The organism is Parasphingorhabdus flavimaris (genome assembly GCF_013371215.1).
GTDB classification, from domain to species: Bacteria; Pseudomonadota; Alphaproteobacteria; order Sphingomonadales; family Sphingomonadaceae; genus Parasphingorhabdus; species Parasphingorhabdus flavimaris.
Window position 1 is genome coordinate 179,835 of sequence record NZ_JABWMH010000005.1, and the last position, 21,417, is coordinate 201,251.

Here is a 21,417-nt window from a genome sequence, read left to right on the forward strand (position 1 = left end):
CGCGACCGGGGGGCTATGCGGACTTTCTGCTATACTCCAGCGTCTCGGCATCGAACGTGCTGAACAATTTTCTGGCATCCTCGGTGACCATTGGCCGGCCGAAATAATAGCCCTGGATCTTGGTGCAACCCAGTTTCTGGATCATCTGCACCTCTTCCTGGGTCTCCGCACCTTCGGCGGTCGTCGCCATCCCGAGACTATCCGCCATCGCCACGACTGCGCGGATTATGGCAAGGCTTTCGGGGACATTTTTCGCTGCCCCTTGCACAAAACTGCGATCGACCTTGATCGTCGTGAAGCGCGTCTTGCGCAGATAACCGAGCGAGGAATAGCCGGTACCGAAGTCATCGAGCGAGAGGTTGATCCCCAGTGCAATGATTTCGTCAAGCATTTGAGCCGCGCCGGCACCCTCGCGCATGAAGATGCTCTCGGTCACTTCTATCTCCAGGCGATGCGGGGGCAGCCCGCTATCCTGAAGCGCCGACACCACCGTTTCGAGAAAATCCGGTTCGGTTAGCTGGTCGGCGGAAACATTCACCGCGACCTTGACGGTGGAAGGCCAGTTCATGGCTTCCTCGCAGGCCGTCCGCAAGACCCATTCGCCGATCGGGATGATCAGCCGCGCATCTTCTGCAATTGGAATGAATTTAACCGGAGAAACATTGCCGAATTTGGGGCTGTTCCAGCGCAAAAGCGCCTCGAAAGCGACAACACTGCCCGTATCAGCGCTGACCACAGGCTGATAGTTGAGCAACAGCTCATCATTCTCCAGCGCCTTGCGCAAGGCAATTTCCATGACCCGCCGCTCTTCTGCCTGGACATGCAACTTCGGCTGGTAGTGGTGATATACGCCGCCGCCCTGGTCCTTGGAGCGATACAGGGCGAGGTCGGCGCTGCGCATCAGCATCTCGACGGTGCGTCCGTCACGCGGACCGAGCGCGGTCCCTATGCTGGCTCCAATATAAAGGGGATGCTGGTCGATCTCATATATTTGCGACAATGTGTCGATGATTTTCTGCGCCAGGATTTCGATATATTCGACGTCCCGCGCATCCTTGATCACAATGGCAAATTCATCACCGCCCAGGCGACAGCATAGTTCATTGTCGGTCATGATCGACCGCAACCGGTCGGACACGCGTGCCAGCAAACGATCACCTACCGGATGCCCGAGCGTATCGTTCACCGCCTTGAAACGATCGAGATCGATCATCATGAAGCCGCAGCGTCCGTTCCATTGCTCGGCCGTCTCGAGCGCTTTCCCGAGCGTTTCGGTCATCTGCAAGCGGTTTGGCAGGCGAGTGAGCGTGTCAAATCTGGCCAATTGCGAAATTTTGTCCGCCGATTCACGCTGCAAAGTTATGTCCGACCCGACCCCGCGAAATCCGTGGAACACTCCGCTATCATCAAGCTTTGGCGAAGCGGACAATTCCCACCAGCGACTTTCCCCGTTGATCTGGACAGGCACCAGCATATTGCTGAAGCTGTCGCGACGCTTCAGCTTGTCTGCCAGCTCGTGCAACGCGGTCGAGAATTTTCCGCTTTCCCAGGATTCTCCAGCCACCAGTTGCAGGAACGGCTTGCCTTCGATCTCCTCCGGCCGCTGTCCTATGGCATGGGCAAAGCGCGGCGAGACATGGGTTATGCGGCGCGAAGTATCTGTCTGCCAGAGCCAGTCGGCCCCCGTATCCTCGAATTCCTTGAGCAGCAGACTGACCACCTCGCTTTTCTCGTTGAGGCTTGCTTCCGAGACCCTTCGCTCGATGAACGAACGCCCGGTCTTGAGGCAGGCCGAGATCAGCAATACCGCAATTGCCAGTGACGCAACCGCCAGGTCGAGACTGCCAACGTGAAACCAGCCGAAGCTCAGCGCTGCGCTCAAGGCTGAAATGAACAATATGCTGCTGAGCGGGATTGCCGAAAATATCATGGCCGACCCCACCATCAGACAGATCATCATCGCCCAGAGCGAATGCACCGTCATCAGATCCGCCTCGAATGCAAATAGCAGAAATCCGGCACCCCAGATCAACCCGTCGACAAGCGACAGGAAATTGACCATCCGCGTCTCCGCGCGATCAACGGTTTTCCGCTGCCATGCCAGCTTTTTGCGGGACCATAGATGGGAATAGATGCTCAGCATCGCCAATGCCGAAAACCACAGGCCGAGGAACATCATATTGATCTGGCCGATGCCCCATTGCAGAGTCAGCAGGCCGCACACAATCGCAGCAATAATTTTCAGCAAACCATGCTGCTGGATGCCGTTGAATTGCAGCGCACGAATACGCCCCCAGTCAACCCCTTCAGGGTTGGACAGGCCAAGTAAGACGCTCAGCGGGATATCCCGCGGCAAACCGGAAGGTGCGATGATTTTTTCCACGCCCGACCATTACGCCGAAAATGTTAGCGAAACGTAAGCATCTGCTTAAATTTTCTTGCGATATCTGGTTGCCGGAAATTAACCGCGGTCAGGCGGCGACAGCATAAGGCTGGATATCGCCTGAAAGATACAGATTTCGGGCTTTTGCGCGGCTTAGCTTGCCGGAACTGGTGCGCGGCAAGGTGCGCGGCGGGACCAGTTCGATCACACAATTCATTCCGGTGATGGCCCTGACCTTTTCCTTGATTTCGTTGCGCAGGCGCAAACGTTCGATCTCATCCGAGGTCCGGCACTGGACCAGCACTGCCGGCGTTTCTTCTCCGCCAGGAGTGGTGATCGCGAAAGCGGCAATATCGCCGGCCTTGAAACCGGGCAGTTGTTCGACCGCCCATTCAATATCCTGCGGCCAGTGGTTCTTGCCGTTGATGATGATCATGTCCTTGGCGCGACCGACAATGTAGAGATAGCCTTCGGATAGATAGCCCATATCGCCGGTATCGAGCCACCCGTCGACCAGACAGGCATCGGTTGCCTCCTGGTCACCATAATAGCATTCCATCACCGCCGGGCCCTTCATCCAGACCTTGCCGACGGTTTTTTCCGCCAGCACGGCGCCGTTTTCCTGACGGATTTCCAGCACGGTATCGCGAACCGGCTTCCCGCAGTTGACGATCGCGCGGAAGCGTTTCGGGCGCTTGCCGTCGCTCTGTTTTTCACCCGAAAGCTCGGTCTCCTCGACCAGTTCCACTTCCATGCCCTCACCCGATGGCATCAGGGTTACCGCTAGCGTTGCTTCCGCAAGCCCGTAGCTCGGCAAAAACGCCTTGGCGTCAAACCCTGCCGGCGCAAAAGCGTCGGTAAACCGCTGCATCACGTCCGGACGGATCATGTCCGCGCCATTGCCCGCCAGCCGCCAGCGCGACAGGTCGAAACGTTCCTTGACATTGGACTGGCTGCCGATGCGCCGGGCGCAAATTTCATAGCCGAAGGTCGGCGAGAAACTGCAGGAGGTCCCCTCGTTGCGGGTGATCAGGTCAAGCCAGGACAATGGCCGCCTGGCGAAGTCCGAAGTCTTGAGATAATCGGTCGAAACCTGGTTTGCGACCATCGACAGGAAGCATCCGACCAGACCCATATCATGATAGAAAGGCAGCCAGGAAATGCAGCGATCGGTGTCGCCGATCAGCATACCATGGGCATGCGAACCAAGATTGTGCAGCAACGCCTTGTGCGAAACCGCAACACCATGCGGGAACCGGGTCGACCCGCTGGAATATTGCAGATAGGCAATGTCGCTGCTGTCCGCCGCAGGCAATTCCACCTCGGGAGCATCCTTGGCAGCGAAAACATCCCATCCGGAAACCGGGATATTGCGCGACTGGCCCGCAGCGCCCGCCAGTTCCTCGATTTCGTCTGGAAACAGCAATAGCGCAGGCTCGCAGCTATCAAGCTGCACGCCGATCTGTTCGATATAGCTGTCCTTGCCGCCGAATGAGGTTGGCAATGGCAATGGCACCGGCAGGGCACCGGCATAGACGGCGCCGAAGAACAACGCGCAGAATTGTGGCTCGGTATCGGCAATCAGCGCGACCCGGTCGCCCGGTTTTATACCGAATGCAACCAGTCTTTTCGCAGCAGCCAATGCGTCGTCGCGCAATTCGCTAAACGGATAGGCGCGGACGAGCGCGGCACGGGCGTCGTGAAAATTAAATCCCCTCTGGCCCTGGGCCGCATAGTCCAGCGCATCTCCCAACGTGTCAAAATCGGAAAAGCGGCGCGGAAGTTCGTCCACAGTCGGGGTTGCAGTCATTTCGGTCATCCAATATCCATTCCCGGAAGGTCCAGCCTTCCTAAAAACCAATCTATTTCTATCGGTAAGGGTGCCAAGTGGCTTTTTATACGTCCCTTTAACCTAATCTGCCATTGTCATTGATAAGCTCTGGCGTTTAAATTCCGGCCCGACTGTGGCACAAAAAGGGCAAACGTCAAACCAGAAGGTCAAGCCGTTGAAAAATAGCGTTAAAACGTTAGATCGGGAGAGCTTGAATCGGCTCGCTATACGCTATGTCGAGCGTTATGCAACGAGCCGCAAAAAACTGGCGCGATATCTGCAGCGAAAAATCGGGGAAAGAGAGTGGGATGACGCCAAGCCTCCAGCGGTCGAGGAACTGGTAGAGCATATAGCCGCATTGGGCTATGTCGATGACGCAACTTACGCTCAAAGCAAGGCCGCCGCCCTGACCAGACGCGGCTACGGAACCCGCCGGGTCTCGCACGCGCTATATGAGGCGGGGATCAGCGAGGCGGACGGCCGCGAAGCCTACCAGACCAGCGAATCGAACAAATGGGCCGCAGCCGACAAATTTGCCCGCAAGCGCCGCATTGGTCCTTATGCCGAGTCGCAGCAGGACAGCGATAAATGCCGCAAGCAACTGCAGGCCTTTCTGCGGGCCGGCCATGATTTTGACGTCGCCTCGCGCTTTGTCTTTGCCAGGCCGGGCGCGGAGATATCGGAGGACAGCTGATAGACGGCGGCCTGGTGCGGATCGCGAAGGGTTTGACGTCATGAAGGTCGGGAATCGCCAGTTTACAATTATTATGATATAAGCTCTATGCCGAGTCGAAAAGTTTATCAGACTCTTGATTTAGCTTAGTTTTGTGCGGAGATGCATCGTGGCAATCTTATTTGCGGAACCAAATCCTGCGGATAGTCACATGGCCCAGGCCAACGATGACGAACATAGTTCCTCGGACGTGGAACCATTGCGTACAAAAGGTCGTGTCAAATGGTTCGACAGTCATCGCGGATTCGGTTTCATCGTCCCGGAAAATGAAGATTCCGGCGCAAAAAACGCGACATCACAATCGGATATATTGATTCACTGGAGCCTGCTCGAAACGCTGGGCACGCGGGAATTACCCGAAATGGCGATGGTTACCTGCGAATATGTTGCCGCCCCCAAAGGATTGCAGGCAACAAAAATTCTCGACATAGACTTGTCCGCCTGCGCGGAAACGAGCTCGGGGGCAGCGCCATCATCCGCACAGCCAGTGCTCCGCGCGGTCGAGGATCTTTCCGAATTCATTGCAGCGGAAGTAAAGTGGTTCAATCGCGCCAAAGGCTATGGCTTTCTGGTCAGCAACGATCTCGCGGGCGATATTTTCCTCCATATGGAAACGCTCCGCGATGCAGGAATTGCAGATGTCGTTCCGGGCCAGCAATTACTGGCCCTCATAAAAGACGGCGAGCGTGGCCACATGGCTGCGCAAGTCAGCTTGCCCTCCTCAATCTGAAGCAGATACCCATATCGATGAACAAGATATTACAAGCGATCGCGCTTACCCTGATGCTGCTTCCCGCCTTCAGCCTGTCCGGCTGCTATGCCCGGACCGGCGAAACCGCAACGAGCAACCAGCAGTCCGAAACAACCTTGTCCGAAGCGGGTCTCAGGCTGGTTCCGCTCAGTATTCAAACCTCGGACGCAGTGCATGACTTTGTCGTCGAAGTGGCAGAAACCAGCGCTCAACAGGCCAGGGGCCTGATGTTCCGGACCGAAATTCCGTCGGACAAGGGCATGATTTTTCCGTTTCCAGAGGATCGGGTCGCGAGTTTCTGGATGAAGAATACGGTGATCCCGCTGGATATCATCTTCATCCGGCGCGACGGAACAATCGAATCGGTCGCCGCCAATACCACGCCTTATTCGCTCGACTCGGTTCGGTCTAACGAGCCGGTTGCCACGGTGCTGGAAATTGCGGCGGGCCGCGCCGCTGAACTCGGTATCGGGCCGGGCGACACCGTCACCTGGCGATGAACCTCCCCGCATCGGCAAACATCCTTCCTGTTTGACATTTTTTCATTGCGGACCGCCTGTCTGCGGGGCTAAGCGAACGGCATGAACATATTGGCGAACATATTCACTTGGTGGAACGGCGCAACGATCGGCACCGCCCTGTTCAGCGCCCGCAATGGCCAACGCGTCGGTGAAGATGTGTTCGGCAACAAATATTTTCAGTCGAAGAAGGAGAGCTCCGGCCATCCTTCACGACGCCGTTGGGTCATCTACAATGGTGCCAATGATGCCAGCCGCGTGCCGCCCGAATGGCATGGCTGGCTCCATCACAGCTACGACGAGATTCCCGAAAGCCATCTGCCGCAAGCGCGTATCTGGGAAAAGGAACCGAGCGGAAATCTTACCGGTACGGCGCAAGCCTATCGGCCGGCTGGCGCTCTGGAAGAAGGCGGTCGCCGCGCAGCAGCCACCGGCGACTACGAATCCTGGAACCCCGCCGAAGCGGAATGACAGGCATGACGCGCCACTCCATTTCATTCGCGATTCTGGCGACGATCCTGCTGTCCGGCTGCGGCTGGCTCGGCGGCGACAATGTTGATGAAAATGCTACCGGTCAGGCGGCCGAGAAAGCCGTGGTTGCGGCGACCGACGGTGATCTGGTCACGCCGGTCACCGAACAAATCGGGACACCGATGGCGGAACGCGTCGCGACGCTTGGTTTCCTCAACAAGCGCAATGGCCTGACGCGCGATCTCGAACTGAAACCCGGCCAGTCGATCCGGATCGGGCGCGCGATCGTCCGGCTGCGGGCCTGCGAAAAAAGCGCCCCCTGGGAATTGAGCCCGGAACAGGGTGCTTTTGTCCAGTTGCTGGTCAATGAACGCCCGCCCAACCGGGCCGGTGACGATCAATGGAAACGCGTTTTCTCCGGCTGGCTGTTCCGCGAGTCACCGTCCCTGAATGTGGTCGAGCATCCGATTTACGATGTCTGGGTCAAAAGCTGCGCGATGAGCTTCCCCGGAGAAGAGGAGACGCCGGGAGATTCGGCAGATCCGACAGCGCCGAGAAGGTCTTCGTCAAATCTCGCCAACAGCGCGTCGAGCGCTCCAAATGAAACAGCGCCGGAAACCGCGGCTCCTGCTACGCCAGCGCCCGCTGCACCGCGACCGGCGCCTCCGGCGACCAGAGCGCCGGCAGACCCGATCGGCGACCTTATTGCCGAAACCACGGACGACGGCGCATAGCCCCTGACCTTTCTGAGCTTGTCGACATATTCGTCCTGGCTGATTTCAATCGCTCCCAATGATGCCAGATGGTCGGTCATGAACTGGCAATCCAGCAGCTCGAATCCGCCGACGTTCAAGCGGGCCACCAGCCACGCCAATGCAACTTTGGACGCGTCGCGGCTGCGGGAGAACATGCTTTCACCGCAGAAGGCACCACCAATCGCCAAACCGTAGAGACCGCCGACCAGCCTCGCCTCACCGGTTGCTTCATCCGCCTGCCAGCACTCGACACTATGGGCATGGCCAAGCTGGTGCAGTTGGTTGAACGCCTCCTCGATTTCGGCATTTATCCAGGTTTCTTGGCGATCGGCGGCTTGCGTGGCGCAAATATCGATCACATCGGCAAAGGCGGTATCGGCGGTGACCCGAATGCGGTCGGACCTGATGGTCTTGCGGAGCGAACGCGACATCTGGAAATTGTCCAGCGGAATGACCGCCCTGGCTTTTGGTTCCACCCAGAAAACATCGGGATCGTCACGCGCGTCCGCCATCGGGAATATGCCCGACGCATAAGCTTTCAGCAGCAGGTCGAGATCAATGGCCATGGACACTGAATAACCCGATCAACTCCATTCGGACAGTCAGAAATCGTCTGATATTGCCGCCGGTCATGCAGACATCAACACCCGTGCTTCTTCGGCAATTTTCTCGGCGATTGCGGCATATTCCTGGGCAAAGCCTGCGTTGGTGCGCCAGGCAGCACCGATACTCCGGGTAGCGGACCAGCCTTCGACATCCAGCAAGGCAACGTCGCCGCCGCGGTTCAGTTCGGAACGCACGTAAAGCTCCGGCAGAATCGCCAGCCCCAGCCCTGACGCAACCATTTGCCGAACGCTGTCCAGACTGGTGCCCTCATAGTCGCGCAGCAGGTTCATGTCATGCAGCTGGCACTGGCGCGCCACATCGCGGTGCAGATGATGCCGGCGGTCGAGACTGAGCACCGGCAGCCCCCCGAGATCGGCAAGGGCAAGATCCTCGCGTGCTGCAAGCGGATGATCGGGCGGCGCAACCAGAATCAGCGGTTCGCGAAACAGCGGCTCGATCTGCAGGTTGTCACCTTCGATCGGCAACGGCCCCAGCAGCATGTCGATCGAGCCTTTGGTCAGCTCCATCGCCTGCAGATCGGGAATTCCTTCACGCATGTAAAAGCGCAGGTCCGGTCGGGTGCGGTGCAAGGCGGCAATCACCGGCGGCATCAGATAGGGACCGAGGGTGGGTGATACGCCGAACCGCAATATCCCCGCCAGACTGTCGCTCGCCCGCTCCGCCAGATCACGGATGTCCTTCACCTGGATCAATACCTGCCGCGCGCGATCGGCGATCTCACGTCCCACGGGGGTGAGTTCCGCGCCATGCGTTCGCCGCTCCACCAGCGTCACCCCCAGTCTCTGCTCGAGCGCCCGCAACTGATGGCTCAATGTCGGCTGCGAAGCGCCAGCAGCCTGGGCCGCCTTGCCGAAATGGCTGTGGTCGGCGACGGCAACCAGATATTCAAATTGACGAAAAGTCGGCATGGCGGAACCCCCAATTATAGACATCATCTATCGTTTAATGCGATTTCATTTGATTGGTTTTATCATTAGTTTTTCACCATATCAACCATATCGGCGCCGGCACGCGATATCAGAAGGAGGATGATCGCCATGGCTCGCGTGGCTTTTCCCCCACCTCGGGGCGGTAGTATCTCTGCAAATACTGGCCGCCCCGAATTTTAGCAGCAGGATGATGTCTCGATGGTAAAAAAAATGCGCACAGCCCTTCAGGAATTCATCGCCCTGGAATCGAGCGCGGGCATCATATTATTTGGCGCGGCCTTGCTGGCGATGGTCGCTATCAACAGCATGTTCAGCCCTTATTATCTCGGCTTCCTCGACATCCCGGTTGCCGTACAGTTCGGAGGACTGGAAATCGCCAAACCGCTGGCGCTGTGGATCAATGACGGGCTGATGGCGATCTTCTTCTTTCTGATCGGGCTGGAAGTCAAACGCGAGTTGCTCGAAGGACAGCTTTCGACCATTGAACAGGCATCGCTCCCGGCCATCGCGGCGATTGGCGGCATGGCCATTCCGGCTCTGATATTTGTCTATTTCAACTGGAACATGCCGGAAAATTTCAACGGCTGGGCTATTCCGGCCGCTACCGACATTGCCTTTGCCCTGGGCGTACTCGCGTTGCTCGGCAAACATGCGCCGGTATCGCTGAAGATATTGCTGCTCGCGATCGCGATCATCGACGATATCGGCGCGATACTCATCATCGCCCTGTTTTACACAAGCGAAGTGTCCGGCGTCTCGCTTTTGCTCGCCGGGGGCGGGACGATATTGTTATTCGTGATGAACAGACTGGGCGTGATTCGCACCGCACCCTATATATTGGTGGGTATATTCCTGTGGATCTGCGTATTGAAATCGGGTGTCCATGCCACCCTCGCCGGGGTGATCGCGGCGCTCGCTATTCCGCTGAACGCAAAAGACGGCAGTTCTCCGCTAAAGCATCTCGAGCATATATTGCATCCGTGGGCGGCCTTCCTGATTCTTCCCTTGTTCGCCTTTGCCAATGCAGGCGTGTCGCTCGCCGGGCTGCGGCTTGACGACCTGGCGGCCCCGCTCGCACTGGGCGTGGCCGCCGGACTGGTCGTCGGCAAGCAGATCGGCGTGTTCGGGTTCATCTTTCTGGCGACCAGGATCGGCCTCGTGAAACGCCCGGACGGAGTCAGCTGGTTCCAGCTATACGGGCTAGCCTGTCTGACCGGCATCGGTTTCACCATGAGCCTGTTTATCGGCAACCTTGCCTTTGCTGAACCGGAGCAGATCGAAACGGTCAAGCTCGGCGTGATGAGCGGGTCGCTGGTTTCGGGACTGTTGGGATTTTGTTTCTTGCGATGGGCTCCGATGACGTCGCCAGTGCGACCGGCCTGATATTCGGGTCGAACCCCAGAGAACCAGATCGGCTCGGTCAGCTGCTGCCGGAATCCGTTTGTCGCAAGATAGCGCATGGACACTATCGGCGTTCGCCTCGATCCGTGATAGGGCAACCGGATGAAACGGCAACTCTATCTGGCAGCGGGACTTGTTTCGCTCGGGCTCGGCGGCATCGGCGTCATATTGCCACTGCTGCCCACGGTGCCCTTCGTCATTCTGGCAGCTTTCTGTTTCGCCAACAGCTCGCCACGCCTGGAATCCTGGCTGGTCGAGCATCACGTCTTTGGCGTCCACATCATCAACTGGCGCGAGCGGCGGGCGATTACCCGGCGCGGCAAATGGGCGGCCACAGTAGCTTTTGCGGTCAGCTGCGTGCTGGCCTTGCTATTTGTCAAACTGCCATGGAATCTCATTCCGATTGTAGCAGCGCTGATCAGCGGAAGCTGGATATGGACCCGCAACGAGCCCGATCCCGGGAAACTTGCCGAGCGCATCCCTGCGCATAAAGAATAATCTTCATTGCCTCCGAATCGGATGTTCGCGTCCTCGAAATATATCCGGAAAGCCGGCAGTATGGAGTAGCTGAAAAAGTTCAGGATCAGCGCACCGGGATTTGCGGATATTGTTATCCCACCTTGTTCTTGACCGGATATTTTCTCACATAGTGGTTGAACACTGCCAGGTTGAGCAGGTTCTTGAAGGCACAACCTATGCCATCATTATCGTGCCGGACCACTTCGGCCTCCAGCGCACCAAGGCCGGGCAGCGTCAGCCAGCACAAAGTGCCTGCAGGCGATGCGGTCAGAGCGTCACAGGCAAATCCTGCGAGCGACATGTCGGTCACTTCCACCGGGAAGCTGCTCGAACAGGAAAAACGCATTTTCGCCGGGATAGACAGGCGATAGCGCGGGGCGCATCGATTTTCATGAGGCGCGATCCCGTAGGACATCAGCTGTTCATCGTCATTCGCAATTTCCGAAGGTTTCCGAACGATTGAGTCTGCCATATCAGTCTCCTGCACGTAAATTGAACTTCGGCTAGAGCCGCGCACGCCTATGCCCGGTTAGCGACGCGACTATAATCACATCAATCCGTGAATCCGTCCTTTCCTCTCGAGGTAAACAGGCGTCCACACATAATTAACCATCATGCGATTTGCGGCTTCGGGTTACAATCACGCTTGCCGAAACCATCAGGGGACGCTAAGGCGCGCGAACCGGCTGTTTCGCAAGGGCGATACGGCCCGTGCAGGAGTGTAGCTCAGTTGGTAGAGCATCGGTCTCCAAAACCGAGGGCCCACGGTTCGAGTCCGTGCACTCCTGCCATTTCTCTCCTCCATAAACTGAAATCTTCATGCCCCAGTTCATTTCCGCAATCAGTCTGATCGTTCCCGATTATGATCCGGCGATAGAGTTTTACGTCGGACTCATGGGCTTCGAACTGATCGAGGATACCGAGATTTCCGAAGACAAGCGCTGGGTATTGGTGGCGCCGCCGGGCAGCACCGAAACCCGGTTGTTGCTGGCCCGTGCCGCGAACGAGGCGCAGGAAGAGGTGATCGGCGAACAGGCCGGAGACCGCGTCTTGCTGTTTCTGGAAACCTATGATTTCGAAACCGACTATGCGATCATGCAGCGCGCCGGAGTCCTGTTCCTCGAAGAACCACGGGAAGAATCCTATGGCATGGTCGTGAAATGGGTCGATCCGTTCGGCAACAAATGGGACCTCATCGAACGATATTGACGCCTATCGCGCGATATCGAGCGCACCTGCGATCATCCCCCATATCTGATGCGTGAGCTTCGCCGGATCCGGCTGCGGATCCCTCGCCATGGCGTGCATGATGCCGCTGCGAATTGCTCCGGTAATGGCTGCGCCTGCAATGGTCGGATCAATATGGGAGCCGATATCCCCCCGCCTGATGCCCGAATTGATATTGCGGATCGCCATTTCGATCATTTCTTCATGACGGGCAGATTCGACCGCCGCGACCTGATTGGTCCGCGCCATTTTCCCGAGGATGACCGGCGCCATCGGATCATGGTAAAGAAATTCGACGACCGCCATTAAACGGCGTTTTTCGCGCACGCCCCATTCGATATCCGGATCGATATACTGGTTCGCCACCTGATTATAGCGATCGTAAAAGGCATGAATTATCGCTCCGAGCATACCGGATTTGGAACCGAAATAATGATAGGCAAGCCCGACCGAGACGCCGGCCCGCTTGGCGACCTGCCCCATTTCCAGCTCGCCATCCCCTTCACGCAGGATCATTTCCGCAGCGGCCAATATTTTCGCGGCGCGCATGATCTTGCGGTCGGAGCTTTCGCTTGTTTTGCTTTGACCGGCCACGGCCCGCCTCCCTTGCAATCCTGAAACAAAACGCCCTACCCAATATTTGAATTGAATTCAATTCAAATATTGGGTAGGCAGACGATATAAACAGATTACGGAGCGGCCCCATGAACCTGGCGAGCAAGATTGAAACAGCAGCGGCGGACCTCGCCCCCTATTTGCACGGTCGCAGTTTTGACGACGCCTGGGACCAGTTTCAGGAAGAAGGCTATGTCATCTTCACCGACGTTCTGAGCCCCGAACAGCTGAAACAGCAGCGCGCGGCGCTCAAGCCCTGGATCGACGCCGACATCCGCGGCCGCAACAATTTCGAAGGCGACCGGTCCAACCGCATTTACGGGATGCTCGACAAGGATCCGGTCTTCGCCGACCTGATTTCCCATCCGCTGCAACTGGCCTTTGCCGAAAAGGAGCTCGGCCAAAGCTGCCTGCTCTATGCCTGCCTCGCGATCAACCTGCATCCCGGAGAAACCGTCCAGCCCTGGCATTTCGATGACAGCCATTGCGGCCTGGCCCGGCCGCGCGACCCGCTCAGCCTGTCGACCTTCTGGTCGATCAGCGACACCACCGCAACCAATGGCGCCACCGAGATCATCCCCGGCAGCCACAAATGGGGCAATGAGCAGCCTTCAGGCGCCAATCGCGGCTCCGATTTCCAGACCGGTGTCACGGACAAAAAGAGCGACAGCACGGATGACCATCCCGACATGATCAAGGCAGTCATGCCCGCCGGCTCGCTGATGCTGGCAAAAGGCACATTATGGCATCGCGGCGGTGGCAACAGCTCCGATACCCAGCGCCTGATCGTCACACCGCAATTTTGCAAGGGCTGGTGCCGGCCGCTGGAGCAGCAATTGCTGGCGGTGCCGCCGGAAAAAGTGGCACGTCTCCCGAAACGGGTGCAGGAACTGCTGGGCTATAATATCCACCCGCCGTTCATGGGCTATGTCGACGGCATGCACCCGAGCAGGATTTTGACGCCCAAGAGCGACTGACCGCGGACCCTGCCGCGCCAACCATCTGCTTTGCAGGAGAGATAATGCATGAAAGCCTTGGAGAGCGACGCCCCGCTGATCGTCTATGTCGACATCAAAAGCCCCTACGCCTTTGTCGCCATCCGGCCGACGCTGGCGCTGGAGAAGTCGCTCGGCATCCGTTTTGACTGGCGGCCGCTGACGCTCGATATTCCCAGCTATCTGGGTTCTGCGCGCAAGAGCAAGGGCAAGGTCGTCGAAAGCACGCGCAGCGCCAGCCAGTGGACGGGGATCAAATATGGCTATCGCGATGCCCGCCGCTATGTCGAGCGTCAGGGCATGATCCTCAAGGGGACCGAGAAAATATGGGACTCGTCGATCGCCAATATCGCTATTTCCTGGGTCATGCAGACCGACCGCGACCGGCTCGGCGATTATTTCGAAGCGGTCTATCCGCCCTTCTGGCGGCGGGAACTGGATATTGAGGATATCGCGGTGGTCGAAGCCTGTCTGGAGCAGGCCGGAATCGATTCAAAAGACTTTGCCGCCTTCGTCGCGGGTGAGGGTCGCGCGCAACATGACGCGCTCCAGAAACAGCTTCACCCGAGCGGAATCTACGGCGTCCCGACCTATGTCTTTGACGGCACAATCCTGTTCGGCCGCGAGCATCTCCCCTTTGTTCGCTGGCACCTTCAGGGCCGCGAAGCCCCGGCCCCGGATATTGCCTACGAGATTGATGACCGGGAGCCACAGCCATGCTGAGCGTCTTCATCGATTTCAAGTCACCGGCTTCTTTCCTTGCGCTCGACCCGACACTGGCGCTGGCAGGCGAAACGGGCGTCCATATCAAATGGCTTCCCTTTTCGGTCCGGCCCTTTTCGATTCCCGAAGAGAAAGCGGACGAAACCGTGGGCGAGCGGCACCGCCGCGTCCGCGCCATCGCCCAGCGCGACACGCATTTGCATTATGCAAAGGTTCAGGGCCGCGAGATGCACTTTTCCCAAACACCTGCCGGCAGTGAAGTCGCCCTTGCGGCAATGGCCGGCCTTGATGGCGATCCCGTCCCGTTCATCCGGGCTGCCTTTGCCGCTTACTGGACAGAACAGGCAGATCTTGGCGATGAAGCGGTCGTGGCGGCCCTGCTCTCTTCGGTGCAAACATCCCTGCCCGACCCGCAATCGGCGGGCGAAAGACTGGTTTCGATTCGAAGCGAAGCGGAAGAATTGGGCGTTTTCGAATCACCCTCCTATGTCATTGCCGACCAGCTCTTCGTTGGCCGCGAACATCTTCCGTGGATACGGTCGCTGATCGAAGCGGGCAAAGTCGCGTAAAATCCCACTCTTTTCTTGCGAATCCGGGAATCTGCGGTTAAAGGGCTGGTTCTTTCCGAAATCATGCATATATCCGACCACGGTCAAACGACTGACACCCGGAGTTTATGCGGAAACCGGGAAGCGAATTTAAGGAATCAAGCATGGCGAAAGTCAATCCAGGCGAATTCATGAATCAGGTCAAGGCCGAGACCAACAAGGTCGTCTGGCCGACATGGCCCGAGACCGTCCGTACGGCGATCCTCGTGCTGATCATGACGACTATTCTCGGATTGTTTTTTCTGGGCGTTGATTCGGTTTTTAACGGGCTTGTCGCCTGGCTCTTGAGCCTCGCTTAATCCCAACAGATTTTTAGGTTATTCGCATGGCACGCTGGTATATCATTCACGCTTATTCGGGCTTTGAACACAAGGTCAAGGAAGCGATCGAGGCTGACGCCAAGCGTCTCGGCCTGACCGAGCTGGTCGAGGATATCGAAGTCCCGACCGAAACCATTACCGAAGTCAAACGCGGGAAGAAAATCCAGTCCGAACGGAAATTCTTCCCCGGCTATGTTCTGGCGAAGCTGGAAATGACCGATGATGTCTATCACCTGGTCAAGAACCAGCCCAAGGTCACCGGCTTCCTCGGCAGCAGCGGCAAGCCGCAGGCGATCAGCGAATCCGAAGCCGCGCGCATTCTCAATACCAAGGAAGAAGCAGCCAACGCTCCGAAAGAACGGATCACGGTCAGCTACGAAATCGGCGACGAGGTCAAGGTCAAGAGCGGCCCGTTCAACAGCTTCAACGGCATTGTCGAGGAACTCGATTTCGACAAGAACAAGGTCAAGGTTTCCGTGTCCATCTTTGGCCGCGCAACCCCGGTCGAACTGGACTTCGGCGAAGTCGACCTGATCAGCTAGTTTCATGTTCCGGATCATGTCCGGAACAGACAGAATTTGAAACTCCGGTTTCGAATACCACTGTGGGAGGAGAGTTTACTCTCCGCTTGACCACTTAATTTGCGGGAGCGGCAATGTCGCCAATCCCAAAAGAATGAAAGGACAGCCAAATGGCTAAAAAAATTGATGGCTATATCAATTTGCAAGTGCCCGCCGGTACTGCAAATCCATCCCCGCCGATCGGCCCAGCATTGGGTCAGCGCGGCGTCAACATCATGGATTTCTGTAAAGCGTTCAACGCCGCAACAGACAAGCTTGAAAAAGGCACGCCGATCCCGACGAAGATTACCGTCTATTCGGATCGCAGCTTCACCTTTGAAACCAAGACACCACCAGCCAGCTATCTGATCAAGAAGGTCGCCAAGCTGAAAAAAGGTTCAAGCGAACCGGGCAAGGTTTCTGGCGGGTCGATCAAGACTTCGCAGATCAAGGAAATCGCCGAAACCAAAATGGCCGACCTCAATGCCAACAGCATCGAACAGGCAATGAAAATCATCGCAGGCAGCGCGCGCTCGATGGGCGTAGACGTGGTGGAGGGATAAGAACATGGCGAAACTCTCCAAAAAAATGCAGAAGATCAACGCTGAAGTTGATCGCGAAAAGCTGTACGGCATCGACGAAGCGATCAAGACCCTGAAAGGTCTCGCATCGACTTCGAAATTTGACGAAACGCTTGATGTTGTGATCAATCTTGGTGTCGATCCTCGCCACGCTGACCAGATGGTCCGCGGCGTGATCTCGCTGCCTGCCGGAACCGGCAAAACAGCACGCGTTGCCGTTTTTGCCAAGGATGCGAAAGCAGACGAAGCCAAGGCAGCCGGCGCCGATACGGTTGGTGCAGAAGATCTGCTCGAAGCCATGCAGGGCGGCGACCTCAACTATGATCGCGTTATCGCAACCCCGGACATGATGGGTGTTGTTGGCCGTCTCGGTAAGGTGCTCGGCCCCAAGGGTCTGATGCCGAACCCGAAACTCGGCACGGTTACCCCGAATGTCGCGCAAGCGGTCAAGGACGCCAAGGGCGGACAGATCGAATATCGCGTCGAAAAAGCCGGCATCATCCATAACGGCATCGGCAAGACCAGCTTCAAGGAAGCCGATCTGCGCAAGAATTTCGATGCGCTCGTCAATGCTGTGATCAAGGCAAAGCCAGCCGGCGCCAAGGGCAGATATGTCCGCAAGGTCGGCCTGAGCACGACCATGGGCCCGGGTCTCAAAATCAATCTCGGAGAGATTGAAGGGATTTGATCCATTGCGTGTCGGACTCGCAAAAGCGGGTACGATACATGAACTGATTTGGAAAAGGCCGGGCGCAATCCCGGCCTTTTTCTTATGACCGTGAGAGGCGGACGATATGACCAGATTGCAGATCAGCGCGAAATTATCCTACCGCCTCCCGATGCCGTGCACGATATTGGTCCAGGTCGAGGCGGCGGAGACCCCCGACCAGATCGTTGCGCAGGCAAATATCGATATCGGCCCGACCGGTGACAAGACCAGCGTCGCGGCCCATGACGGTATCGGCACCCGGCTGTGGACCAGCCAGCAGGATCGGCTCGATATCTCTTATGATGCGCTGGTGACTATCGACCGCGCCAATCCCGATTTTGCCACCCTGCCCGCGACCGCTCTCAACGACTTGCCCGGTCATACCGTTCCCTATCTGTTCAACTCGCTCTATTGCTCGGTCAACGCTTTTGATTCTGTTGTCACCGGCGAGTTTCCCGGCCTCGAGGGCGGCCCGCTGGTCGCCGCGATGGCCGACTATATCAAACAGACCATGACCTATGGTTCGGATGCGGACAATGTCCAGTGCAACGCCGAACAGAGCCTTGCCGCGCGCAAGGGCGTTTGCCGCGACTATGCCCATATAATGATCAGCATGGCCCGATGCGCCAATATTCCGGCGCGCTTTGCCAGCACTTATGCGCCCGATGTCCAGCCCCAGGATTTCCACGCCGTGCCCGAAGTTTTTCTGGACGACCGGTGGCACCTGATCGACCCGACGGGCATGGCCCAGCCATCCGACATGGCGGTGATCGGCATCGGCCGCGACGCCACCGACGTCTCCTTCCTCACCGCCTTTGGCAGGATGAATATGGTCGAGCAGCGGGTGGCCGTGACCCGCGCCTGAAAAGACCGCCGACAAATTCCGGCTTTCAAAGCGCGGGGCTTTTCCGTTAGACTTGGCGCCGAAGAATTATCGGGAGGAATATATGCACAAGGGTTCCTGCCTCTGCGGCGCGATCCAGATTGAAGTTACCGGCGACCTGCCCGAAGCCGACGCCTGCCACTGCAGCCAGTGCCGCAAGCAGTCCGGCCATTACTGGGCCTCGATCGACGTCCCGACCAGCGCCGTCACGATCCGCGGCGGGGACCAGGTCCGCTGGTACCAGTCCTCCGAAAAAGTCCGCCGCGGCTTCTGCCAGACCTGCGGGTCTTTCCTGTTCTGGGACCCGATCCACCACGACAAGATCGCCATCGCCATGGGCTGTTTCGACCAGCCGACCGGCACGAAAATCTGGAGCCATATCTTTGTCGGCGACAAGGGGGATTATTACGAGATTGAGCCGGGGGTGCTGCAGAAGGATCAGTAAACCTTCTCCCGTGAGGGAGAAGGATATGAAGCCTTATTCGCGCAGCGGATTAGGCGCAGTTGCATGAGGGTACCCCCTACCCCTTGACATCCCCGCCCCACCCGCTAATGGCTCTCCTACAAATTGTGCTTCCGTCAAAAGAATCGCAATTTCCGTCCGAGACAGCCGGTGAGGGGAATATGCCCCTCTTAATTTCCAGCCTAGACGGGGATCAGTTTTTTCGTGTGGCAACACACGGGTACGCAGCCAGCGTTTTCCAACGCGGCAGAACGGCCAAAACCCCCCTTCGGATTATACAGGATTGATTTCGGTCAGTCCTTTCGCTCGTCATCCCTTCGCCGGGGTGACGGTTACTAGAATTGGATTGCGCGTCAAAAACGCAGTCCACGTGAAGGAGCAAAATATGGATCGTGGTCAAAAGACCGAAGCGGTTGTCGCTCTGAACGCTATTTTCAAGCAGGCCGGGGTGGTCGTGGTAACACGCAACCTGGGCCTGACTGTGGCTCAGTCTACCGAGCTGCGGACGAAAATGCGGGACGAAGGCGCAAGCTTCAAAGTCTCTAAAAACCGCCTTGCCAAACTGGCTCTGGAAGGCACCGACTATGCCCCGATAGCAGATATGCTGACGGGTCCGGTCGCGCTCGCTACATCGGATGATCCGGTGGCCGCTGCAAAAATCGCAGTGGCATTTGCAAAAACCAACGAGAATTTGGAAATCGTTGGCGGCGCAATGGGCGACACCCTTCTTGACGAAGCTGGCGTAAAATCTCTGGCCTCCATGCCATCTCTTGATGAACTGCGCGGAACGATTGTTGGTCTGCTTGTCGCACCACAAACGAAAATCGCCCGGATTGTCAAAGAACCAGCTGGAGCCCTTGCCCGTGTAGTTGGCGCTTATGCCGCTACCGGTGAATGAATTTAACTTTTCAAATATTTAGAAAATTGGAGCGTATTTAAAATGGCTGATATTGCAAAACTGGTTGAAGAACTTTCGAAACTCACCGTCATGGAAGCGGCTGAACTGTCCAAGGCACTGGAAGAAGAGTGGGGCGTTTCCGCTGCTGCTGCTGTTGCTGTTGCCGGACCTGCTGCTGCAGGCGGTGGCGAAGCTGCTGAAGAGCAGACCGAATTTGACGTAATCCTGACCGGCGACGGCGGCAAGAAAATCCAGGTGATTAAAGAAGTCCGTGCGATCACGGCTCTTGGCCTCACCGATGCCAAAGCCCTCGTCGAAGGCGCGCCTAAGGCGATCAAGGAAGGCGTCAGCAAAGCTGAAGCAGAAGAAATCAAGACCAAGATCGAAGCTGCCGGCGGTACCGTCGAACTCAAATAAGCCTAACGGTTTATTGAAAAAATTTGGGGTGGCTTCCGGTTTGGAAGCCGCCCCTTTTTTTGCCCTTTTCATGGTGGCCAGCATGGCACCCCCTCGTCCCTCCGCTGGCCGTCTGGGCACAATGATTGACATGGCCGGGCCGCTGCGCGACTAGGGCAGCTGGCATTTCCGGGGGACTATATGACCGACAATCAAGACCTGATCGATCTCGTGCGGACGATCCCGGACTATCCCAAGCCGGGAATCCAGTTCCGCGACGTATCAACCCTGCTGCTCGACGGGCCGGCCTTTCGCCGGACCATTGACCGGATGATTGCACTGGTCGATCCGGACAGTTTCGACGTGATTGCGGGGATCGAGGCGCGCGGTTTCATCGTTTCGGCGGCGATGTCCTATGCTCTGGAAAAGGGCAAGGTCATGCTGCGCAAACCGGGCAAATTGCCCGGCAAGGCGGTCAGCATCGACTATGCGCTGGAATATGGCAGCGACCGGATCGAAATGCATGTCGACGCGATCCAGCCGGGCCAGCGGGTCTTGCTGGTAGACGATCTGCTCGCGACCGGCGGGACGGCGATGGCCGGAGTCGAATTACTGCGTGGCCAGGGGGCGATTGTTTCCCAGGCGCTGTTCATCGTCGACCTGCCCGATCTCGGCGGCGCGCAAAAGCTGTCCGCAGCCGGGGTCAAGCCGCTCGCATTGATGGCCTTTGCCGGTGATTGAGCATGTAGCGGTCATCACCGGCGTTCAGGACGAAGCGGACGCCTTGCTTCACGATCAGCCCGCAACCAGGCTGGACAGCCCTTTTGGCGCAATCCGCCAGCTCGATCATGGCGGGAAAAGGGTAGCCATTCTCTGTTCCGGTATCGGCAAGGTCCATGCCGGTGCCGCCGCTCTCTATATGCACGGCCATTTCTGCCCCGACCTGTTTCTGGTGATCGGCACCGCTGGTCATGTCAGCACCATCCAGGGCGACTGTTTCTATCTCCACGAATCCCTGCAGGCCGATTACGGGACGCTGGAGAAATTCGGCGAGCATGACGGCTTTACCCATTATGACGCCGGCACATGGCCGATTGGTCCGGCCGACTGGAACCCGTTCACATCGCATCCCATGCCCGACGCTCTCGCCCTGCCCCGGGCGCGGATCGCGACCGCCGACTGTTTCGTCAAATGTCCCGAACGCTCGGCCTATCTGCGCGACACGCTCATGGCCGATCTGGTCGATATGGAGACCGCGGCGGTGGCGCAGATTGCCGCGATGCTGGATCTGCCCTGGGCCGGAATCAAGGCTGTTACCGATGGCGCGAACAGCGACAGTTCGGGTGATTTTCATGCCAATCTTTCCGCAGCCGCCAGGCGCGCCGCGGACGCTGCCGCAGAATTTATCAGCCGGATTTAAGACGCTTTTGAGCTTGCTGTCGGCGAAGACCTTCAGTTCGCGCCCCACCTACCGTAATTAACGATGTGAAAACTCTAATTCTATATTGGCTGCCAGCTAAT

General features: G+C 57.5%; 26 protein-coding genes, 1 tRNA gene and 1 pseudogene. 22 read left to right on the forward strand and 6 right to left on the reverse strand.

The genetic code is table 11. The features are described from left to right. Positions 1-13: 13 nt before the first annotated feature. Positions 14-2,383, reverse strand: coding sequence for a putative bifunctional diguanylate cyclase/phosphodiesterase (locus tag HUO14_RS15515; protein ID WP_343046115.1), 2,370 nt, complete (start codon positions 2,381-2,383; stop codon positions 14-16). An 88-nt stretch (positions 2,384-2,471) separates the two neighbouring features. Continuing rightward, positions 2,472-4,202 (reverse strand): fatty acyl-AMP ligase, encoded by a 1,731-nt coding sequence (locus HUO14_RS15520; RefSeq protein ID WP_246255717.1) that lies wholly within the window; start codon positions 4,200-4,202, stop codon positions 2,472-2,474. 223 nt (positions 4,203-4,425) lie between these two features. On the opposite strand from HUO14_RS15520, the gene HUO14_RS15525 reads away from it, so the two are divergent. The 5 genes and pseudogenes from HUO14_RS15525 to HUO14_RS16335 form a co-directional block, all read left to right on the forward strand. Continuing rightward, positions 4,426-4,908: a regulatory protein RecX gene (locus tag HUO14_RS15525; protein ID WP_246255719.1), complete on the forward strand. Its 483-nt coding sequence runs from the start codon at positions 4,426-4,428 to the stop codon at positions 4,906-4,908. 148 nt (positions 4,909-5,056) lie between these two features. Continuing rightward, complete coding sequence (locus HUO14_RS15530; protein ID WP_176280750.1) at positions 5,057-5,677, forward strand: cold shock domain-containing protein; 621 nt, start codon at positions 5,057-5,059, stop codon at positions 5,675-5,677. A gap of 17 nt (positions 5,678-5,694) precedes the next feature. Further along, a complete protein-coding gene (locus HUO14_RS15535) occupies positions 5,695-6,198 on the forward strand; it encodes a DUF192 domain-containing protein (RefSeq protein WP_176280751.1) in 504 nt (167 codons plus the stop codon). A gap of 81 nt (positions 6,199-6,279) precedes the next feature. After that, on the forward strand, positions 6,280-6,687 hold the full coding sequence (locus HUO14_RS15540; protein WP_176280752.1) for an NADH:ubiquinone oxidoreductase subunit NDUFA12: 408 nt from the start codon (positions 6,280-6,282) through the stop codon (positions 6,685-6,687). A gap of 182 nt (positions 6,688-6,869) precedes the next feature. Further along, positions 6,870-7,121, forward strand: a pseudogene (locus tag HUO14_RS16335) (DUF2155 domain-containing protein); the annotation flags it as partial. 35 nt (positions 7,122-7,156) lie between these two features. Here the strand turns inward: HUO14_RS16335 and aat are convergent. After that, complete coding sequence (aat, locus tag HUO14_RS15550) at positions 7,157-8,008, reverse strand: leucyl/phenylalanyl-tRNA--protein transferase (protein WP_176280867.1); 852 nt, start codon at positions 8,006-8,008, stop codon at positions 7,157-7,159. A gap of 63 nt (positions 8,009-8,071) precedes the next feature. Beyond that, positions 8,072-8,977 carry a hydrogen peroxide-inducible genes activator gene (locus HUO14_RS15555; RefSeq protein ID WP_176280753.1) on the reverse strand — a complete coding sequence of 302 codons (906 nt, stop codon included), beginning with the start codon at positions 8,975-8,977 and terminating at the stop codon, positions 8,072-8,074. 231 nt (positions 8,978-9,208) lie between these two features. On the opposite strand from HUO14_RS15555, the gene nhaA reads away from it, so the two are divergent. Next, on the forward strand, positions 9,209-10,381 hold the full coding sequence (gene nhaA / locus HUO14_RS15560) for a Na+/H+ antiporter NhaA (RefSeq protein ID WP_217908047.1): 1,173 nt from the start codon (positions 9,209-9,211) through the stop codon (positions 10,379-10,381). Positions 10,382-10,501: 120 nt separating this feature from the next. Then, positions 10,502-10,897 carry a YbaN family protein gene (locus HUO14_RS15565; protein WP_176280755.1) on the forward strand — a complete coding sequence of 132 codons (396 nt, stop codon included), beginning with the start codon at positions 10,502-10,504 and terminating at the stop codon, positions 10,895-10,897. 112 nt (positions 10,898-11,009) lie between these two features. On the opposite strand, the gene HUO14_RS15570 is transcribed toward HUO14_RS15565, so the two are convergent. Further along, the gene (locus tag HUO14_RS15570) at positions 11,010-11,390 is read right to left on the reverse strand and encodes a PilZ domain-containing protein (RefSeq protein ID WP_246255721.1); all 381 of its coding nucleotides are present in this window, start codon (positions 11,388-11,390) and stop codon (positions 11,010-11,012) included. 243 nt (positions 11,391-11,633) lie between these two features. On the opposite strand from HUO14_RS15570, the gene HUO14_RS15575 reads away from it, so the two are divergent. Further along, positions 11,634-11,709 (forward strand) — tRNA-Trp (locus tag HUO14_RS15575). Positions 11,710-11,737: 28 nt separating this feature from the next. Then, positions 11,738-12,127 (forward strand): VOC family protein, encoded by a 390-nt coding sequence (locus tag HUO14_RS15580; protein WP_176280756.1) that lies wholly within the window; start codon positions 11,738-11,740, stop codon positions 12,125-12,127. A 3-nt stretch (positions 12,128-12,130) separates the two neighbouring features. Here HUO14_RS15580 and HUO14_RS15585 read toward each other — a convergent pair whose 3' ends face one another. Further along, positions 12,131-12,739 (reverse strand): TetR family transcriptional regulator, encoded by a 609-nt coding sequence (locus tag HUO14_RS15585; protein ID WP_176280757.1) that lies wholly within the window; start codon positions 12,737-12,739, stop codon positions 12,131-12,133. 110 nt (positions 12,740-12,849) lie between these two features. Between HUO14_RS15585 and HUO14_RS15590 the strand changes: the two genes are divergently transcribed. The 13 genes from HUO14_RS15590 (at position 12,850) to HUO14_RS15650 (ending at position 21,316) form a co-directional block, all read left to right on the forward strand. Further along, positions 12,850-13,737, forward strand: a complete 888-nt coding sequence (locus tag HUO14_RS15590; protein ID WP_246255723.1) for a phytanoyl-CoA dioxygenase family protein — start codon at positions 12,850-12,852, stop codon at positions 13,735-13,737. Positions 13,738-13,785: 48 nt separating this feature from the next. Beyond that, a complete protein-coding gene (locus tag HUO14_RS15595) occupies positions 13,786-14,478 on the forward strand; it encodes a DsbA family protein (RefSeq protein WP_176280758.1) in 693 nt (230 codons plus the stop codon). After that, positions 14,472-15,047 carry a DsbA family protein gene (locus HUO14_RS15600; RefSeq protein WP_176280759.1) on the forward strand — a complete coding sequence of 192 codons (576 nt, stop codon included), beginning with the start codon at positions 14,472-14,474 and terminating at the stop codon, positions 15,045-15,047. Before HUO14_RS15595 ends, HUO14_RS15600 begins: the two co-directional genes overlap by 7 nt. A 143-nt stretch (positions 15,048-15,190) precedes the next feature. After that, positions 15,191-15,385, forward strand: a complete 195-nt coding sequence (gene secE / locus HUO14_RS15605; RefSeq protein WP_176280760.1) for a preprotein translocase subunit SecE — start codon at positions 15,191-15,193, stop codon at positions 15,383-15,385. A gap of 26 nt (positions 15,386-15,411) precedes the next feature. After that, positions 15,412-15,948, forward strand: a complete 537-nt coding sequence (nusG, locus tag HUO14_RS15610; protein ID WP_176280761.1) for a transcription termination/antitermination protein NusG — start codon at positions 15,412-15,414, stop codon at positions 15,946-15,948. A 149-nt stretch (positions 15,949-16,097) separates the two neighbouring features. Continuing rightward, positions 16,098-16,529 (forward strand): 50S ribosomal protein L11, encoded by a 432-nt coding sequence (gene rplK, locus HUO14_RS15615; protein ID WP_176280762.1) that lies wholly within the window; start codon positions 16,098-16,100, stop codon positions 16,527-16,529. Between the two features lie 4 nt (positions 16,530-16,533). Then, positions 16,534-17,235, forward strand: coding sequence for a 50S ribosomal protein L1 (gene rplA, locus HUO14_RS15620; RefSeq protein WP_176280763.1), 702 nt, complete (start codon positions 16,534-16,536; stop codon positions 17,233-17,235). A gap of 106 nt (positions 17,236-17,341) precedes the next feature. After that, a complete protein-coding gene (locus HUO14_RS15625; RefSeq protein WP_176280764.1) occupies positions 17,342-18,121 on the forward strand; it encodes a transglutaminase-like domain-containing protein in 780 nt (259 codons plus the stop codon). A gap of 82 nt (positions 18,122-18,203) precedes the next feature. Further along, positions 18,204-18,584: a GFA family protein gene (locus tag HUO14_RS15630; protein WP_176280765.1), complete on the forward strand. Its 381-nt coding sequence runs from the start codon at positions 18,204-18,206 to the stop codon at positions 18,582-18,584. 403 nt (positions 18,585-18,987) lie between these two features. Further along, the gene (rplJ, locus tag HUO14_RS15635; RefSeq protein ID WP_176280766.1) at positions 18,988-19,500 is read left to right on the forward strand and encodes a 50S ribosomal protein L10; all 513 of its coding nucleotides are present in this window, start codon (positions 18,988-18,990) and stop codon (positions 19,498-19,500) included. 42 nt (positions 19,501-19,542) lie between these two features. Next, on the forward strand, positions 19,543-19,917 hold the full coding sequence (rplL, locus tag HUO14_RS15640; RefSeq protein WP_176280767.1) for a 50S ribosomal protein L7/L12: 375 nt from the start codon (positions 19,543-19,545) through the stop codon (positions 19,915-19,917). Between the two features lie 180 nt (positions 19,918-20,097). Continuing rightward, entirely contained in the window at positions 20,098-20,637 is a 540-nt protein-coding gene (locus HUO14_RS15645) for an adenine phosphoribosyltransferase (protein WP_176280768.1), read from the forward strand. Then, on the forward strand, positions 20,630-21,316 hold the full coding sequence (locus HUO14_RS15650) for a phosphorylase family protein (protein WP_176280769.1): 687 nt from the start codon (positions 20,630-20,632) through the stop codon (positions 21,314-21,316). Before HUO14_RS15645 ends, HUO14_RS15650 begins: the two co-directional genes overlap by 8 nt. Positions 21,317-21,417: the final 101 nt, after the last annotated feature.

What these genes read in the sequence shown, in the direction of transcription:
- HUO14_RS15520 (WP_246255717.1), bottom strand. Translation starts at nt 4,202, where the DNA reads ATGACCGAAATGACTGCAACCCCGACTGTGGACGAACTTCCGCGCCGC.
- HUO14_RS15535 (WP_176280751.1), top strand. Translation starts at nt 5,695, where the DNA reads ATGAACAAGATATTACAAGCGATCGCGCTTACCCTGATGCTGCTTCCC.
- HUO14_RS15540 (WP_176280752.1), top strand. Translation starts at nt 6,280, where the DNA reads ATGAACATATTGGCGAACATATTCACTTGGTGGAACGGCGCAACGATC.
- aat (WP_176280867.1), bottom strand. Translation starts at nt 8,008, where the DNA reads ATGGCCATTGATCTCGACCTGCTGCTGAAAGCTTATGCGTCGGGCATA.
- HUO14_RS15555 (WP_176280753.1), bottom strand. Translation starts at nt 8,977, where the DNA reads ATGCCGACTTTTCGTCAATTTGAATATCTGGTTGCCGTCGCCGACCAC.
- nhaA (WP_217908047.1), top strand. Translation starts at nt 9,209, where the DNA reads ATGCGCACAGCCCTTCAGGAATTCATCGCCCTGGAATCGAGCGCGGGC.
- HUO14_RS15565 (WP_176280755.1), top strand. Translation starts at nt 10,502, where the DNA reads ATGAAACGGCAACTCTATCTGGCAGCGGGACTTGTTTCGCTCGGGCTC.
- HUO14_RS15570 (WP_246255721.1), bottom strand. Translation starts at nt 11,390, where the DNA reads ATGGCAGACTCAATCGTTCGGAAACCTTCGGAAATTGCGAATGACGAT.
- HUO14_RS15580 (WP_176280756.1), top strand. Translation starts at nt 11,738, where the DNA reads ATGCCCCAGTTCATTTCCGCAATCAGTCTGATCGTTCCCGATTATGAT.
- HUO14_RS15590 (WP_246255723.1), top strand. Translation starts at nt 12,850, where the DNA reads ATGAACCTGGCGAGCAAGATTGAAACAGCAGCGGCGGACCTCGCCCCC.
- HUO14_RS15595 (WP_176280758.1), top strand. Translation starts at nt 13,786, where the DNA reads ATGAAAGCCTTGGAGAGCGACGCCCCGCTGATCGTCTATGTCGACATC.
- HUO14_RS15600 (WP_176280759.1), top strand. Translation starts at nt 14,472, where the DNA reads ATGCTGAGCGTCTTCATCGATTTCAAGTCACCGGCTTCTTTCCTTGCG.
- secE (WP_176280760.1), top strand. Translation starts at nt 15,191, where the DNA reads ATGGCGAAAGTCAATCCAGGCGAATTCATGAATCAGGTCAAGGCCGAG.
- nusG (WP_176280761.1), top strand. Translation starts at nt 15,412, where the DNA reads ATGGCACGCTGGTATATCATTCACGCTTATTCGGGCTTTGAACACAAG.
- rplK (WP_176280762.1), top strand. Translation starts at nt 16,098, where the DNA reads ATGGCTAAAAAAATTGATGGCTATATCAATTTGCAAGTGCCCGCCGGT.
- rplA (WP_176280763.1), top strand. Translation starts at nt 16,534, where the DNA reads ATGGCGAAACTCTCCAAAAAAATGCAGAAGATCAACGCTGAAGTTGAT.
- HUO14_RS15625 (WP_176280764.1), top strand. Translation starts at nt 17,342, where the DNA reads ATGACCAGATTGCAGATCAGCGCGAAATTATCCTACCGCCTCCCGATG.
- HUO14_RS15630 (WP_176280765.1), top strand. Translation starts at nt 18,204, where the DNA reads ATGCACAAGGGTTCCTGCCTCTGCGGCGCGATCCAGATTGAAGTTACC.
- rplJ (WP_176280766.1), top strand. Translation starts at nt 18,988, where the DNA reads ATGGATCGTGGTCAAAAGACCGAAGCGGTTGTCGCTCTGAACGCTATT.
- rplL (WP_176280767.1), top strand. Translation starts at nt 19,543, where the DNA reads ATGGCTGATATTGCAAAACTGGTTGAAGAACTTTCGAAACTCACCGTC.
- HUO14_RS15645 (WP_176280768.1), top strand. Translation starts at nt 20,098, where the DNA reads ATGACCGACAATCAAGACCTGATCGATCTCGTGCGGACGATCCCGGAC.